Annotated in this window: 14 protein-coding genes and 1 tRNA gene; 5 read left to right on the top strand and 10 right to left on the bottom strand. The window is 73.6% G+C overall.

Annotated features, from left to right (window positions below):
• Positions 1-40 precede the first annotated feature (40 nt).
• Positions 41-961 carry a carbohydrate kinase family protein gene (locus ACUW6W_RS05805; RefSeq protein WP_010079702.1) on the bottom strand — a complete coding sequence of 307 codons (921 nt, stop codon included), beginning with the start codon at positions 959-961 and terminating at the stop codon, positions 41-43.
• A 126-nt stretch (positions 962-1,087) separates the two neighbouring features.
• Here ACUW6W_RS05805 and ACUW6W_RS05800 point away from each other — a divergent pair, with 126 nt between their 5' ends.
• Positions 1,088-2,425 (top strand): uracil-xanthine permease family protein, encoded by a 1,338-nt coding sequence (locus ACUW6W_RS05800; protein ID WP_230278095.1) that lies wholly within the window; start codon positions 1,088-1,090, stop codon positions 2,423-2,425.
• A gap of 139 nt (positions 2,426-2,564) precedes the next feature.
• On the opposite strand, the gene ACUW6W_RS05795 is transcribed toward ACUW6W_RS05800, so the two are convergent.
• The 5 genes from ACUW6W_RS05795 to ACUW6W_RS05775 all read right to left on the bottom strand — a co-directional run bounded on the left by ACUW6W_RS05795 (position 2,565) and on the right by ACUW6W_RS05775 (position 7,924).
• Positions 2,565-3,956, bottom strand: coding sequence for an aspartate aminotransferase family protein (locus ACUW6W_RS05795; protein ID WP_044659848.1), 1,392 nt, complete (start codon positions 3,954-3,956; stop codon positions 2,565-2,567).
• 52 nt (positions 3,957-4,008) lie between these two features.
• A complete protein-coding gene (locus ACUW6W_RS05790) occupies positions 4,009-4,914 on the bottom strand; it encodes a hypothetical protein (protein ID WP_230278094.1) in 906 nt (301 codons plus the stop codon).
• An 83-nt stretch (positions 4,915-4,997) separates the two neighbouring features.
• The gene (locus ACUW6W_RS05785) at positions 4,998-5,723 is read right to left on the bottom strand and encodes a dienelactone hydrolase family protein (protein ID WP_036316518.1); all 726 of its coding nucleotides are present in this window, start codon (positions 5,721-5,723) and stop codon (positions 4,998-5,000) included.
• A 72-nt stretch (positions 5,724-5,795) separates the two neighbouring features.
• Complete coding sequence (locus ACUW6W_RS05780; protein ID WP_044659846.1) at positions 5,796-6,347, bottom strand: YceI family protein; 552 nt, start codon at positions 6,345-6,347, stop codon at positions 5,796-5,798.
• Positions 6,348-6,643: 296 nt separating this feature from the next.
• Positions 6,644-7,924, bottom strand: a complete 1,281-nt coding sequence (locus ACUW6W_RS05775; RefSeq protein ID WP_044659845.1) for a Glu/Leu/Phe/Val family dehydrogenase — start codon at positions 7,922-7,924, stop codon at positions 6,644-6,646.
• Between the two features lie 344 nt (positions 7,925-8,268).
• Between ACUW6W_RS05775 and ACUW6W_RS05770 the strand changes: the two genes are divergently transcribed.
• Positions 8,269-9,234, top strand: coding sequence for an HpcH/HpaI aldolase/citrate lyase family protein (locus ACUW6W_RS05770; protein WP_052007077.1), 966 nt, complete (start codon positions 8,269-8,271; stop codon positions 9,232-9,234).
• 111 nt (positions 9,235-9,345) lie between these two features.
• Here ACUW6W_RS05770 and tctA read toward each other — a convergent pair whose 3' ends face one another.
• The 3 genes from tctA to ACUW6W_RS05755 are packed head-to-tail and all read right to left on the bottom strand — an operon-like array spanning position 9,346 to position 12,417.
• Positions 9,346-10,851 (bottom strand): tripartite tricarboxylate transporter permease TctA, encoded by a 1,506-nt coding sequence (gene tctA / locus ACUW6W_RS05765; protein WP_036316522.1) that lies wholly within the window; start codon positions 10,849-10,851, stop codon positions 9,346-9,348.
• A 1-nt stretch (position 10,852) separates the two neighbouring features.
• Positions 10,853-11,413, bottom strand: a complete 561-nt coding sequence (locus ACUW6W_RS05760; protein ID WP_036316524.1) for a tripartite tricarboxylate transporter TctB family protein — start codon at positions 11,411-11,413, stop codon at positions 10,853-10,855.
• On the bottom strand, positions 11,410-12,417 hold the full coding sequence (locus tag ACUW6W_RS05755) for a tripartite tricarboxylate transporter substrate binding protein (protein ID WP_036316525.1): 1,008 nt from the start codon (positions 12,415-12,417) through the stop codon (positions 11,410-11,412). Before ACUW6W_RS05755 ends, ACUW6W_RS05760 begins: the two co-directional genes overlap by 4 nt.
• Positions 12,418-12,593: 176 nt before the next feature.
• Here ACUW6W_RS05755 and ACUW6W_RS05750 point away from each other — a divergent pair, with 176 nt between their 5' ends.
• Entirely contained in the window at positions 12,594-12,944 is a 351-nt protein-coding gene (locus ACUW6W_RS05750) for a universal stress protein (RefSeq protein WP_002858206.1), read from the top strand.
• Between the two features lie 92 nt (positions 12,945-13,036).
• On the opposite strand, the gene ACUW6W_RS05745 is transcribed toward ACUW6W_RS05750, so the two are convergent.
• Positions 13,037-13,120: transfer RNA gene (locus ACUW6W_RS05745), tRNA-Leu, on the bottom strand.
• 250 nt (positions 13,121-13,370) lie between these two features.
• On the opposite strand from ACUW6W_RS05745, the gene ACUW6W_RS05740 reads away from it, so the two are divergent.
• Both ACUW6W_RS05740 and ACUW6W_RS05735 read left to right on the top strand, forming a co-directional pair.
• Entirely contained in the window at positions 13,371-14,288 is a 918-nt protein-coding gene (locus ACUW6W_RS05740; RefSeq protein ID WP_144859597.1) for an FhaA domain-containing protein, read from the top strand.
• Positions 14,285-14,845, top strand: a complete 561-nt coding sequence (locus tag ACUW6W_RS05735) for an FHA domain-containing protein FhaB/FipA (protein ID WP_036313377.1) — start codon at positions 14,285-14,287, stop codon at positions 14,843-14,845. The genes ACUW6W_RS05740 and ACUW6W_RS05735 overlap by 4 nt, the downstream gene beginning before the upstream one ends.
• The last annotated feature ends 1 nt before the right edge of the window (position 14,846 follow it).

Raw genomic sequence — 14,846 nt, 5'->3', positions numbered from 1 at the left:
GATGCGCAACAGATTCGTGCGGGGACGGGAGGGCGTGGGGTCAGTCCGCCAGCTCGGCCCGCGTGGGCGGGTCCGCCCCCGGGCGGGAGGCCGTGATCGCCGACGCGCGGGAGGCGTAGATCAGCACCGACTCGACGTCGGCCGGGTCCATCGCGTGCAGGCGGCCGCGGTTCGCGGCGCCGAGCAGGGAGCGGTCGTCGAGGGCGGCGAGCAGGGCGGCGGTGAACGAGTCGCCGGCGCCCACGGTGTCCGCGACGTCCACGGGCACGATCGGGCGCTCCACCACGCCGTGCGCGGTGACGGCCACGATGTCCTCGGCGCCGCGGGTCATCACCACGAACGCCGGGCCCATCTGCTGCCACGCCTGCAGCGACTCGCGCAGCGGGCGGTCCGGGTACAGCCACGCGATGTCCTCGTCCGAGGCGTGCACCACGTCCGCCAGCCGCACGGACTCCTCCGCGCGGGCGCGGGCGAACGCCCGGTCCGGCACGATCGTGGGCCGCACGTTGGGGTCGTAGCTGATGGTCGTGACCGCGGAGATCCGCTCGAGCAGGGCCATCACCTCGGCGTCGCCGGGGGCGAGCATGGTGGCGATGGAGCCGGCATGCATGTGGTGCAGCGGGCCGCCGGCGGCGTCGTCGAAGTCCCGGGCGAGCGCGGCGGCGGGCGGCAGCGTCCAGTCCAGCTCGAACTCATAGCTGGCGGCGCCCGTGGGGTCCAGGCGGGCGGTGGCCACGGAGGTGGCGGCGGCATCCGGCTCGAGCAGGCAGCGCACGCCGTTCTCCCGCAGGTGCGAGGCGATCATGTCCCCGTGCGCATCGCGGCCGAGGCGGCCGGCGAACAGGACGGGCCGCTCCAGCCGACTCAGGCCCACGGCCACGTTCAGGGGGCTGCCCCCGACGTGCACGCGGGGGGTCGCGGTGTCCGAGACCACGACGTCGACGAGCGCCTCTCCGATCACACCACAGTACTGAGCCACGCGCCCCACGGTACCCTAATCACCGGCGCGGAACCGGGGCTGTGCTCAGGCTTCCAGGCCCCCGAGAAACGCCCGACACCCCCATCCCCGACCCCTCGGCAGGCGGCCATGTCCCCCACCCCCACCCGGCCCTCGCGCGGCCCCGGCTGGCGCCTCCACGGCGACGGCCGCACCATCACCCCGGGCACCGTCGTCGCCCCGGACGAGCGGCTGAGCTGGCCCCGGACCGTGGGCATCGGCGTGCAGCACGTGATGGCCATGTTCGGCGCCACCGTGCTCGTGCCCGCCCTGACCGGCATGCCCGCGACGACGGCGCTGCTCTTCTCCGGCCTGGGCACCCTGCTCTTCCTGGTCATCACGGGCAACCGCCTGCCCTCGTACCTGGGCAGCTCGTTCGCGTTCATCGCACCCCTGACGGCCGCCGCCGCGATCGGCGGCACGGGGGCCGCGCTCGGCGGCATCCTGGTGACGGGCCTGCTGCTCACGGTGATCGGCGCGATCGTGCACCGCGCCGGCACCGGGTGGATCCACGCGCTCATGCCGCCGGCGGTGATGGGCACGATCGTGGCCCTGATCGGCCTCAACCTCGCCGGCGCCACGACGACGGCCATGCAGGAGGTGCCGGTCACCACGTTCGGCACGGCCCTGGCGGTGGTGCTCACGGCCGTGACGTTCCGGGGGCTCCTGGGCCGCCTGTCCATCCTCGTGGGCATCGTGGTGGGCTACGTGCTGGCCCTCGCGCAGGGCCAGGTGGACTTCGCCGCCGTCGGGGAGGCCGCCTGGATCGGGCTGCCGCCCTTCCACGGCCCGGAGCTGCGCTGGGACCTGCTGCCCCTGTTCCTGCCCGTCGTGCTCGTGCTGGTCGCGGAGAACATCGGCCATGTCAGGACCGTCGGGCTGATGACCAGGCGCGACCTGGACCCGCTCACCGGCCGTGCCCTGATCGCGGACGGCCTGTCCACCATGCTCTCCGGCGCGGGCGGCGGCGTCGGCACCACCACGTATGCGGAGAACATCGGCGTGATGGCCAGCTCGCGCGTCTACTCGACGGCGGCGTACTGGGTGGCCGGCCTGACCGCGATCGCCCTCGCGTTCCTGCCGAAGTTCGGGGCCGCCGTCGCCACCATCCCGGCCGGGGTGGCCGGCGGCGCGGGCATCATCCTCTACGGGATGATCGGCATGATGGGCGTGCGCATCTGGGTGCAGAACCGCGTGGACTTCTCCAACACCGTGAACCTCATGACGGCGGGTGCGGGCCTGATCATCGCGATCGCCGACCCCCAGCTCGTGGTCGGCGGGCTCGTGTTCGGCGGCATCACGCTCGGCACGGTCGCCGCCCTGGTGGTGTACCACCTCATGACGGCGATCGCCCGCGCCCGCGGCACCGAGCCGGTGCCCGAGGACGAGGAGCAGTTCGAGGCCTCGGAGGCCGGCCGGCTCGGCTGACCCCGATCCCGCGCCACGCGCACTTTCGGTCGTGAGATAGGGCCAATCTCACGACCGAAAGCGCTGAGAACCCCCCTTTCACGTTCGAAAACGCTGGGCGGGGGCGGGCAGGGCGAGGCGGGGCGGGGGGCGGGCCCCGTCAGCCGGCCGCGACCTCCTCGTCGGCGAGGGCGAGGACCTGGTCGAGCACGTCGAGGCCGAAGCGCAGGTCCTCGTCCGAGATGTTCAGCGGCGGGCACAGGTGGAACCGGTTCTCGGCCATGAACAGCAGCAGCCCGCGGTCCTTCGCCTCGGCCATCATCCGCCCCATCACGGGCGCCACCTGACCGAGCGGGGCCAGCCGCTCCCGGGTCTGCCGGTCCTTCACCAGCTCGACGGCCCAGAACGCGCCGGCGCCGCGCACCTCGCCCACGCTCGGGTGGGCCGCAGCGATCTCGGCCAGGCGCGGCCCGATGATCTGATCGCCGATGCGCTTCGCATGGGCGACCATGCCCTCCTCCTCCATCGCGGTGATCGCGGCGACGGCGGCCGCGCACGCGAGGGGGTGGCCCGAGTAGGTCAGGCCGCCGGGGTAGGGCGTGGTCGCGAAGCTCTCGTAGACGTCGTCGCTCATGGCGACGCCGCCCAACGGCACATACCCGGAGTTGACCCCCTTGGCGAACGTGACGATGTCCGGGGTGACGCCCGTCAGCTGGTGGCCGAACCACTCGCCCACGCGGCCGAAGCCGACCATGACCTCGTCGATGATCAGCAGGATCCCGTGCTCACGGCACAGCTCCTTGACGCCGGCCATGTAGCCGGGCGGCGGCAGGAAGATGCCCGCGGTGCCGGGGACGGCCTCGAGGATCACGGCGGCCACGGTGGAGGGGCCCTCGAGCTCGATCACGTCGCGCAGGTGGGCCAGCGCGCGCTCGGCCTCCTGCTCGTCGCTCTCCGAGCCGAACGCGGAGCGGTACGTGTACGCGGGCTGGAAGTGCACGACGCCGTCGGACGCCGAGTCCGAGCCCACGCGCCGCAGGGAGCCGGTCAGGTTCGCCGTCAGGCGCGTGGCGCCGTGGTACGAGAGGTACGCGGAGAGCACCTTGTGCCGGCCCGTGTGCAGGCGTGCCATCCGCACCGCGTGCTCGTTGGCCTCCGCGCCCGCGTTCGTGAAGAACACGTGGTTGATGGACTCCGGCAGCCGCTCCGTGATCAGCCGGGCCGCCTCGGACCGGGCGTCGTTGACGTGCTGCGGGGCCACGGTGGCGAGCGTCTCGGCCTGCTCCCGGATCGCGGCCACGATCTTCGGGTGGCGGTGGCCGACGTTCGTGAAGACGAGCTGCCCGCTGAAGTCGACCATGGGCCGACCCTCGCCGTCCCACACCCACGACCCCTCGGCGTCGAGGATGGTCATGGGTGTGAGGTCGCGCTGCGCGCTCCACGAGTGGAACACGTGCGCGCGGTCGAGCTCGTGGGCGCGGCGGCCGCGCTCGATGGCCTCGTCGCTGATCCGGGGATCCCGGCGGCCGACGTGCTGCTGATGCTCGGACATGCGCCCTCCTTGAGTGTGATGCGGGTCATTCCGAGCATAGGCAGGCCCGCCCTCAGCGCGAGCTGGCGCCCCGCCGCCCGCGCGCCACCCCCACGAACGCCTGCACGAGCTCCGAGTCGGCCGCCTTGAGCCAGGCCAGGGCGACGTCCCAGCCGGGGTGCCGGGCCTCGTCGTCGCCCTGGCCCGCGGGATCCGCCCCGTCGACGACGGCGGCGCCCGCCTCCGCCTCGGCCCGCGCCTGCTCGTCCGCGAGCGCGGACCGCGTGGCGGCGGCCTCGCGGTCGGCGCGGGACAGGCCCACGGTGTCGTCGAGGGTGGAGGCCAGCGGCAGCACGATCACGTCCTTGCGGCCGAACATGCGGGCCACGGACATCGGCAGCACGACGTGGCCGGCGCCAGCCGGGGCGATCTCCAGGGCCATCCGCTCGCCCGCGCCGGGCGGCTCGGCGGCGTCCATCGGCTCTGCGCTGGGGGCCGGGGCGAAGCGGGCGGGGTCCAGCTCCTCGTCCGGGTCGAGCTCGGCGGGCGGCACGGGGCCGTCCGCGTCCACGTCCCAGGCGGCGAGCAGGTGGTCCTTGCCCACGCACACCACCGGCAGCTCGGAGTACACGCCCACGAGGTGCACGTGGCCCGGGTCGACGCCGCCGGCGCGCAGGAACTCCTCGGCGGACACGTCGCGTCGGCGCCGCACATAGCCCAGCTGCGGCAGGAAGTGGCGGGGCTGACCGGCGTCGTCGTGGGCGAGGTGGGCCAGCTGGGCGGCGTCGTCGTGGTTGACGAGCTGCACCGTGCGCTGGCGCGTGGTGAACCGCTCCACCCACGTGGACGGCGTGGCCCCGGGGATGGTGGCCAGGAAGAGGGTCTCCGGCGGGACGGGCAGGTCGGCCGGCGGCGCGGGCGCGGGACGACGCCGGCCCTCGCCCCCGGCGCGGCCCGCGGGCTTCACGCCCTTGGCCACGCCACGCCCGCCGGAGCGGGTGGACCGGGCGGGGCCGCCCCTGCTCGCGCGGGACTTCCCGCCCCGGCCGCCACGGGAGCCGCTCAGCGGACCTTCTCCTTCAGGAAGGAGACCGCGCGGTCCCAGGCGAGGGCGGCGGCCTCGGGCCGGTAGTTGCCCTGGGGGTTCTCGTCGTTGTGGAAGGCGTGCGGGGCGTCGTAGTAGAAGTACTCGACGTCGGCCCCGGACTCCTCGCGGATCTGCTGCTCCTGCCTCCGCGCGTCCTCGACGGGGAAGGAGTCGTCCTGCTCGGCGTAGTGGCCCTGGACGGCGGCGGTGACGCCGGAGAAGTCACCGGGCACGCCCTGGCCCACGCCGTAGAAGGGCACGGCGGCGGAGACCTTGTCCCCCTGCTGGGCCGCGAGGGCGAGCACGAAGCCGCCGCCCATGCAGAAGCCGATCGCGCCCACGGTCTGCGAGGTCACCTCGTCCCGGGCCAGGAGCCAGTCGACGGCACCGGCGAGCTGGCGGGCGCCCTCCTCGGCGGGCAGGTTCTGCATCATCTCGCCGGCCTCGTCGCCGTCGTGGGCGATCCAGCCTCCGTAGAGGTCGGGGGCGAGCGCGACGAAGCCGAGGTCGGCGAGGCGGTCGCACACATCCTTGATGTGGTCCACCAGGCCCCACCACTCCTGGATCACGATCACGCCGGGGCCCTTCCCGGAGGCGGGCAGCGCGAGGTAGCCGTGGCCCGTCCGGTCGCCGTCCTGGCCGGCGTCCTTGGTGGGCAGGTCGAACGTGACGTTCTGGTGCGGGGTCTTCGAAGCCATCATGGGCCCCACCCTATGAGGAGACCGGGCCCCTCATCGAGGGACCCGGTCTCGACGCGCGAGGTCGACTCAGGCTCAGGCCTGGGCGTCGGCCTCGGACAGCACGAAGGCGGCGCCGATCTCGAGCTTCACCTTGTCCGAGACCAGGACGCCGCCGGCCTCGGTGGCGGCGTTCCAGGTCAGACCGAAGTCCTTGCGGGAGATCTCGCCGGTGGCCTCGAAGCCCACGCGGGTCGCGCCGAAGGGATCCTTGTCCTGGCCGCCGAACTCGGCCTCAAGCTCCACGGTCCGGGTGACGCCGTGCAGCGTCAGCTCCCCGACCAGGGTGAACTCCTCGGGCTCGCCGCGGACCTCGGTGGAGCGGAAGGTCATGGTGGGGAACTGCTCCACGTCGAAGAAATCGGCGGAGCGCAGGTGGCCGTCGCGGCCCTCGTTCTTGGTGCTGATGGAGGCGACGTCGACGGTCACGTCCACGGAGGACTGGGCGAACTGCTCGGCGATGACGAGCTGGCCCTCCACGGCGTGGAAGGTGCCGCGCACCTTGGAGATGCCCGCGTGGCGGACGACGAAGTCGACGTCCGAGTGGGCGGCGTCGAGATTCCAGGTTCCGGTGGTAATGGCGTTCATGGGGTGCTCCTTCTGAAGCGGGTCTGTCTGGTGTGTCCGGGGTGGGCCGCCGCGGCGGCGATGGCTCCTGGGCCTCCGAACTTGTTTCAAATTCAAACATCATCCGGGCAGGCCGTCCACGCTTGATCGTCAAAATTCGAAATAGAGACGGAGGTCACGGTCCGGGGGCACATCAGGCCGCGTCCGCCCACGACGACGGCCCGGAACCTCCGGGGTTCCGGGCCGTCGGCCCGCGGTCGGGCAGCGGGGCCGCGCTCGGGCGGCCGGACGGGGTCAGGCGGCGGGGCCGCCCCCCGTCACGGGTAGAGGCCGCGGGTGCGGTGGGCCTCGGCCACGCGCTGGACAGCGGTCAGGGTGGCGGCCTCGCGCAGGCTCACGCGGCGGCTCTCGGAGGTGGCCAGCACCGCCTTCCATGCGGCGACCATGCGCCGCTTCAGGCGCTCGTCCACCTCCTCGCGGCTCCACCAGTAGGCCTGGTTCGCCTGGACCCACTCGAAGTAGGAGACGATCACGCCGCCGGCGTTGGCCAGGATGTCCGGGACGACCAGGACGCCCTTCTCCTCGAGGATGCGGTCGGCCTCGCCCGTGGTGGGGCCGTTGGCGCCCTCCACGACCAGCCGGGCGCGCACGCGCGGGGCGTTCTCCTCGGTCAGCACGGACTGCACGGCGGCCGGGACCACGAGGTCCACGTCCATCTCGAGCAGCTCGTCCGCGTCCATGGGCGCGGTGCCGGGGGTGTCCTTCACGGAGCCGGTGTCCCAGAGCTGCCTCTGCAGGGCGTCGTAGTGCAGGCCCTCGTCGTCGCGCACGGCGCCGTACTGGTCCGACACGGCCACGACCTTCACTCCGGCCGCCTCGAGCAGCTCGACCGTGCCGGCGCCGACCTTGCCGAAGCCCTGGACCGCGGCCGTCGCCCGCGACGGCTCGATGCCGAGGTGCTCGAGCGCGGCGAGCGCCACGTAGACCACGCCCGCCGAGGTGGCGGAGGCGCGGCCCAGCGAGCCGCCGAGCGAGACGGGCTTGCCGGTGACCACGCCGAGCGTGGTGTGGCCGACGTTCACCGAGTAGGTGTCCATCATCCAGGCCATGGTCTGCTCGTCCGTGCCCACGTCCGGGGCGGGGATGTCCACCTCGGGGCCGATGATCGGCTGGATCTCGGAGGTGTAGCGACGGGTGACGCGCTCGAGCTCGGCCTTCGAGTACTGGCGCGGGTCGATGGTCACCCCGCCCTTGGCGCCGCCGTAGGGCACGTCCAGCAGGGCGCACTTCCAGGTCATCCACATGGCCAGTGCGCGGACCTCGTCCAGGTCCACGTCCAGGCTGAAGCGCACGCCGCCCTTGGCCGGGCCGCGGGAGAAGTTGTGCTGCACGCGGTAGCCGCGGAGCACCTCGGTGGAGCCGTCGTCGCGGCGCAGGGGGATGGAGACGGCCATCTCGCGGCGGGGGGCGGCGAGCATCTGGTGCAGGCCCTCGTCGTAGCCGAGCGTCTTCACGGCGGCGGAGAGCTGGGCCAGGGCGTTGTCGAGCGGGGAGGACGGGGCCGTCACGGCCTCGTCCTCGGCGGGGATCCTCGTCATTGAGCGTCCTCGTGGTCCGGTGGGAAGGGATGTGTCGCGGCCCGACCGACGCGCGGAGGGCCGCGCCCCATTGCGCGGCCGACGCCGTCCGGACCGCGATGAACGCTACGCGCTCCCCCCGCACCCGTCACCCCTTCTGAGCCGAGATCCACGCCCACCCGGGTGACGTCGGACACGGTGGCGTGTACTGTGCTGTGGACGCGCCGCACACCCGCGGCGCCCTTCGGCGTCGAACCGACGCCGCTCGCTCAGGGCCCACCTGGTCCGTCCCCCGGCCGTCCGCCGCGCGAGGCACCCCGCCCGCGACGTCGGCCCGACGCCCCAGCCCCGTGAAGGAGCCCCTCATGACCGTGACCCTGCCCGCCGCGATCACCCCCTCCCCCGCGTTCCAGCCCGTGCCCGGCCAGCGCATCGACCCGGAGCTCGCCCGCTCCTGGCTGCTGGTCAACGCCGCCCAGCCCGAACGGTTCCAGCCCGCCGAGGACTCGGCCGCGGACATCGTCATCCTCGACATCGAGGACGCCGTGGCCCCCAAGGACAAGGACCAGGCCCGCGGGGACGCCGTCGCCTGGCTGACCTCCGGGCACACCGGCTGGGTGCGGCTCAACGGCTACGGCTCGCGGTGGTGGGAGCAGGACGTCGAGGCGCTCGCCGCGGCCCTGCCCGCGCACCTGGGCGGGCCGGTCTCCGAGGGCGGCCTGGCCGGCGTCGTGCTGGCGATGGTGGAGTCCACGGACCACGTGAACGAGACCGCCCGACGGCTGCCCGGCGTGCCCGTCGTGGCGCTCGTGGAGACGGCGCGCGGGCTGCAGCGGATCGACTCGATCGCCGCCGCGAAGGGCACGTTCCGGCTGGCCTTCGGGATCGGCGACTTCCGCCGCGACACCGGCCTGGGCGAGTCGCCGATGGCGCTGGCGTACACGCGGTCCCAGTTCACGATCGCGGCGCGGGCCACGGGGCTGCCGGGCGCGATCGACGGGCCGACCGTGGGCTCCACCGGCGTGAAGCTCGCCGAGGCGACGGCGGTGACCGCGGAGTTCGGCATGACCGGCAAGCTGTGCCTCGCGCCGGAGCAGTGCGCGGCCGTGAACGAGGGGCTCAGCCCGTCCCAGGAGGAGCTGGCGTGGGCCCACGAGTTCCTTGCGGACTTCGAGGCCGACGGCGGCGAGATCCGCAACGGCTCCGACCTGCCCCGCAAGGCGCGTGCGGAGAAGATCCTCGGGCTGGCCACCGCGTTCGGGGTGCACTCCACGCGGTACCCGGACCAGGACAACGCGATCACAGCGCCGTCGGACACGTACCACTACTGAGCGGGGCCGCCGCCCACCAGAAACGCGGGTTGAGTTGTCACGGGTGCGGAGGCCGCACACCGGTGACAACTCAACCCGCGTTGCCTCGGGGGGCGCGGATCCGGCCTCCGCTCACACGTCCTGGCGCGTCCGGCGCACGACGGCGGCCCGCACGGAGAACGCCAGCACGATCGCCAGGATCCCGTAGATCACCCACGTGATGGGGGTGGAGACGAGCACGGCCGGGTCGCCGACCGAGCTGAGCAGGGCGTCGCGCAGGCTGGTCTCCGCGAGCGGGCCGAGCACCATGCCGATCATCAGCGGCGCCAGCGGGTAGCCGTACCGCCGCATCAGGAAGCCCAGCACGCCGATCCCCAGGAGCATCAGCAGGTCGAACACCGCGCCCGTGGTGGCGTAGATGCCCAGCCCGCAGAACAGCGTGATCCCCGCGTAGAGGTAGTGCTTCGGGATCAGCAGGAGCTTGGCCCACAGCTGCGCGAACGGCAGGTTGATCGCCAGCAGCACGATCATCGCGATGAAGAAGCTCGCCAGCAGCGCCCACACGAGGTCCGGGCTGCGGTCGAACAGCAGGGGGCCGGGCTGCAGCCCGTACTGGCGGAACGCCGCCAGCATGATGGCCGCCGTCGCGGAGACGGGCAGGCCGAGCGTGAGCAGGGCACCCATCGCCATGCCGGTGGTCGAGTTGCCCGCGGCCTCCGGGGCCGCCAGCCCGCGGATCGCGCCGCGGCCGAACTGCGGATGCGCCCGGCGCCGGTCCAGGCGCCGCTCGGCCGAGTACGCCAGGAACGTCGGCACCTCGGAGCCGCCCACCGGCACGATACCGAACGGCAGGCCGATCGCCGTGCCGCGCAGCCACGCCGGGGCGGCCTCGCGGAACTCGGCGCCCGAGAGCCACGGCCGGCCGGTGCGGCGGATGCGCAGGTCCTCGTGCTCGCGGCGCACCCGGGAGGCCACGTGGAACACCTCGCCGAGCGCGAGGATCGCCACCGTGACGGTCACCAGCGGGATGCCGTCGAACAGCTGCGGCGAGCCCATCGTGAAGCGCTCGGTGCCGGTCACCGCATCGATCCCGACGACGGCGATGCCCAGTCCCAGCACCAGAGAGGCCAGGCCGCGCAGCACCGAGTCGGCGACCACCGAGGAGGTGGCCACGAACGCGAAGAGCGCGAGCGCGAAGTACTCCGCGGGGCCGAATCTCGTGGAGAACTCCGCCAGCACGGGGGCGAGGAACACGACGCACACCGAGGCCACCATGCCGCCGATGAAGGCGCCGAGCGCCGCCGTCGCCAGGGCCTGGGCCGCCCGGCCGTCCTGGGCCATGCGGTGGCCCTCGAACGTGGAAGCGATGGCCGAGGCCTGGCCGGGGGTGTTCATGAGGATGGCCATGGTGGAGTCGCCGAAGAGGCCGCCGAAGTACACGCCGGAGAACATGATGAACGCCGCGGTGGGCTCGAGGGCGAAGGTCATGGGCAGCAGCAGGGCCACGGCCATCGAGGAGCCGAGCCCGGGCATCACGCCGACCGCGGTGCCGAGCAGACAGCCCAGCACCACCCAGAGCAGGTTCATGGGGGTGAGGGCTCCGGCGAAGCCCTCCATGAGGAGTCCGAGGGTCTCCATGTCAGAAGCCACCTCCCAGGATGCCCGAGGGCAGGGTCAGGCCCAGGGCCACCGCGAAGCCGAGGTAGGCCAGCGAGGAGACGAACAGGGCGACGAGGATGTCGAACACGGGGTGCGGGGCGCCGAACGCGCGCGTGACGCACCAGAACAGCAGCGCCCCGGCGAGGATCCACCCCAGCCAGGGCAGCAGGACGGCGAACGCGAGGAAGCCGAGGAAGCACCAGGCCAGCGCGCCGAAGTCCGAGTGGAACAGGGTCAGCGGACCGGCCGCCTGGCCGACCTCGCCGTCCGCGTCGGCCTGACCCTCGGGGGACTGGCGTACGCGCACGACCTCCACCGCGAGCGCGGCGGCGATCACGAGACCCGCGACCGCGAGGATCAGCGGGAAGAAGTCCGGGCCGGGGAAGTCGGCGCCCTCGGTGTCCATGGCCAGGGATCCCAGCAGCAGGTAGAGGCTGAACGCGGCCAGCACGGCCGGCATGACGAGTCCGGAGAGCCCGGCGGCGCGCCCCCAGCGGGAGGGGGCGTCGGCGGCGGGGGGGACGGTGGATGCGTGGCTCACTTGATCTCCTCCGTCAGCGTGCCGATGCGCTCCTTCTCGGCGGCGATGAACTCCTCGAGTTCGGTGCCGGAGAGGGGCACGGGATTCCAGTAGTTGCGCTGCACCGCCTCCTTCCATTCGGGGGTGTCGACCGCCTCGGCGATGAGGGCCTCGAGCTCGGTGCGCTCCTCCGCGGAGACGCCCGGGGGCACGAACAGGGCGCGCCAGTTGGTGAGCGTGACGTCGTAGCCCTGGGAGCGCAGGGTCGGGATCTCCTCGACGCCGGCCAGCGGCTCGGCCGCCACCACGCCGAGGGCGCGCAGTCGGCCGGCCTCGACCTGCGGGTAGATGTCCGCGAAGCCGCCGGCGGAGGCCTGGGCGGTGCCGTTGAGCAGGGCCTGGATGGCCTCGCCGCCGCCGTCGGACGGGATGTAGGTGGTGTCCGCGACCGGCACGCCGGCCGTGCGGGCGATGTCCGCCATGACGAGCTGGTCGAAGGAGCCGCCGCCGGTCCACGCCACGTGGGCGGGGTCGGCGCGCCAGGCGCTCACCAGGTCGTCCATGCTCTGGTACGGCGAGTCCGCCGGGACCACCACGAGGCTGTATTCCTCGACGACGCGGCTGACCGCGGTGACCTGGGAGAGCTCGGGGCCGGTGCCACGGGCCGCGTGGGCGGCGATCTGGCCGGTGCCGCCCACCATGAGGTTGTTCGCGTCCTCGAGCGTGGTCAGCTGGCCGAGGGCGATGTTGCCGCCGGCACCGGGGATGTTGACCACCTGGACGTTGTTCACCAGCCCGTTGACGCGCATGGTCTGCTGCAGCTCGCGCTGGAACGAGTCCCAGCCGCCGCCGGCGGCCGCGGGGGCGATGAGGGTCAGGTTGGTGCGGATGTCGTTCCCTCCCGAGGCCGAGCGGATGGAGAAGGCGGAGGCCGCGAGCACGGTGAGCACCGCGATCACGCTGAAGACGATCCGGCCGATCCCCGTGCGTCGGCGCGGGGGGCCGTCGGGGGAGGTGGAGGACATGGCGGTTCCTAACAGAGACACCCCGCCGCCAGGGAGTGGCGCCGGGGACAGGTGCGAGTGGTGGAGGTCACGGTAACAGCGCGGCGGGGCGGCGTCCGCTCTTCGTCCGCAGAGTGACCGACGACAACCGGTCCGGGTGGTGACGGGGACCGCGCCCATGACGCACAGTGGTCCCCATGACGATCATCAGCACCGGAACCAGCACCCCCGAGAGCGCCGCGGCCTGGCGGGCCGCCCTGGCCGAGGCGGCCCTGCGCGGAGAGGACGTGGTCTGGTTCTCCCTCGATGGGACCGAGCCGGACGAGGCGGAGTCGCGCGAGGCCGGCGTCGCCGTGTCCGTGGCGCACGCCCAGGAGCGCGGCCGGGACGCCGTCGGCGACCTGCTCGAGCACGCCGAGCGCGTGGGTGCGAGCCGGATCGTGGTGGGCGTGAAGCACCGCTCCCCCGTGGGCAAGCTGCTGCTGGGATCGGCCGCGCAGCAGATCATCCTGGAGGCCCGCGTCCCGGTGGTGTGCGTCAAGCCGTGAGGGCCGGCGTCGGGCGGGCGGCCCTGCGCCCGGATCAGCCCGGGAACGCCGAAGGCCCCGGAACCGTGTGGTTCCGGGGCCTTCGTCCTCGGTGCGCGAGGGGGGACTTGAACCCCCACGTCCTTGCGAACACTGGCACCTGAAGCCAGCGCGTCTACCAATTCCGCCACTCGCGCGAGTGGCTTCCCGCTCTCAGCCCCGGACATCCGGCGACCGTCACAGGCAGCGAGGAATACTCTAACCCCCGCCCGCCCGGGCATGCAAATCGGCCCCGACGCCCGCCCCCGCGTCCCCGCCACGCCCGCGGCTCTCCCCCTCCGGCGCCTCGCCCACCCGCGCTCCACCCCGCAGAATGCCGCTGTTCTCGGCGGTCTCCCAGCCCGGCCCGTAGTATCGGGACGGACAACTGTGGAAAGGAGCCCCGTCGTGGGACTTCTGGACAACCTCGAACGCGGCCTCGAGCGGGTCGTGCGCTCGGCCTTCTCGGCCGGCGGTCCGCGGGCGGTCAAGCCGGTGGAGATCGCCTCGGCCCTGCGGCAGGCGATGGACGACGAGTCTCTCGCCCTGTCGGAGGGCCACACGGTCGCGCCCAACAGCTACGTGGTCCACTTCTCCCCCGCCGACTTCGAGCGCGCCCGCTCGTGGGGGTCCACCCTCGCCAGCGAGCTGTGCGACGAGGTCATCCGCCACGCCGACTCCCAGGGCTATGCGCTGCCCGGCACGGTCCGGGTCGCCTTCCACCCGGACGCGGACGTGCGCGCCGGGGACCTGCGCGTGGTCACCCGCCTGGACGACGGCTCGCTCACCGCCCCGGCCCCCCACGACGACGGCGCCTCGCCCGCCACCGCCCACGGCCCGGGAGCCTCGGCCGCGGCGCCGGACCGGCTGGTCGAGGACCTGCCGGCGGCCGCGCCCCGCAAGCCCTCCCCCGCCCCGCGCGTCGGGCCCCGTCCGGCGCCCCGCCGGGCCGCCGCCCCGACCGCGCCCGCCGCCCCCGCCCACGCCGACCAGCCGACCGTCGTGATGGGCCGCCCCGTGACCGGGCCCGCCGGCCCGGCCCTCGAGCTGGACGGCCGCATGCTCCCCCTGGACGGGGACGACCTGATCCTCGGCCGCTCGGCCGAGCGTGCCGACCTCGTGATCCCGGACTCCTCGGTGTCCCGCGAGCACCTGCGCCTGCTCACCGTCGGCTCCACGGTCACGCTCCTGGACCTGGGCAGCCGCAACGGCGTGCTCGTCAACGGCCGCCGCGTGGACGGCTCCGTCACCCTGCGCGACGGGGACGTGGTGACCGTCGGCCAGACCGAGCTGCTGTTCTTCGGCGGGACGGGGGGCCGCGCATGAGCGAGCTCGCCGTCGCCGTGCTCCGCATGGGCCTGCTGCTGGCCCTGTGGGTGCTGATCATCTCCATCGTCATGGCGCAGGGCCGCGACCTCGTGGTCGGCCGGCGCAACAAGACGCGCCTCCAGCAGGCCCAGCGCGACGCCGGCCTGGTCACCGCGGCGCCCGCGGCCGGGGACGCCGGGGCGGGCTCGTCCGCGGTCGACCGACCCGCGCCCGCGTCGACGCCGGCCCCCGCCGCGTCCGCGCCGACGACGCCGGCCCCGCGGCTGTCCCGGACCCTGCGGGTGGTCGAGGGCCCGAAGGCCGGGCAGACCATCGCCCTGGAGGGCCGTCCCCTGCTGATGGGCCGCGCCCAGGACGCCGACCTGGTGCTCGTGGACGACTACGCCTCCGGCCGCCACGCCCGGCTGTTCCCGCAGGGCACCCGCTGGTTCCTCGAGGACCTCGGCTCCACGAACGGCACCTACGTGAACGGCGCCCCCGTCACCCGCGCGCTGCCCGTGGGCCCCGGCACGGCCATCCGCATCGGCAAGACCGTCATGGAGCTCGAGGCCTGAC

This window comes from Micrococcus sp. 093350064-1 (assembly GCF_053627955.1).
Note: the sequence above shows the minus strand (reverse complement) of the source record. Positions and strands in the feature narration are given on the sequence as shown.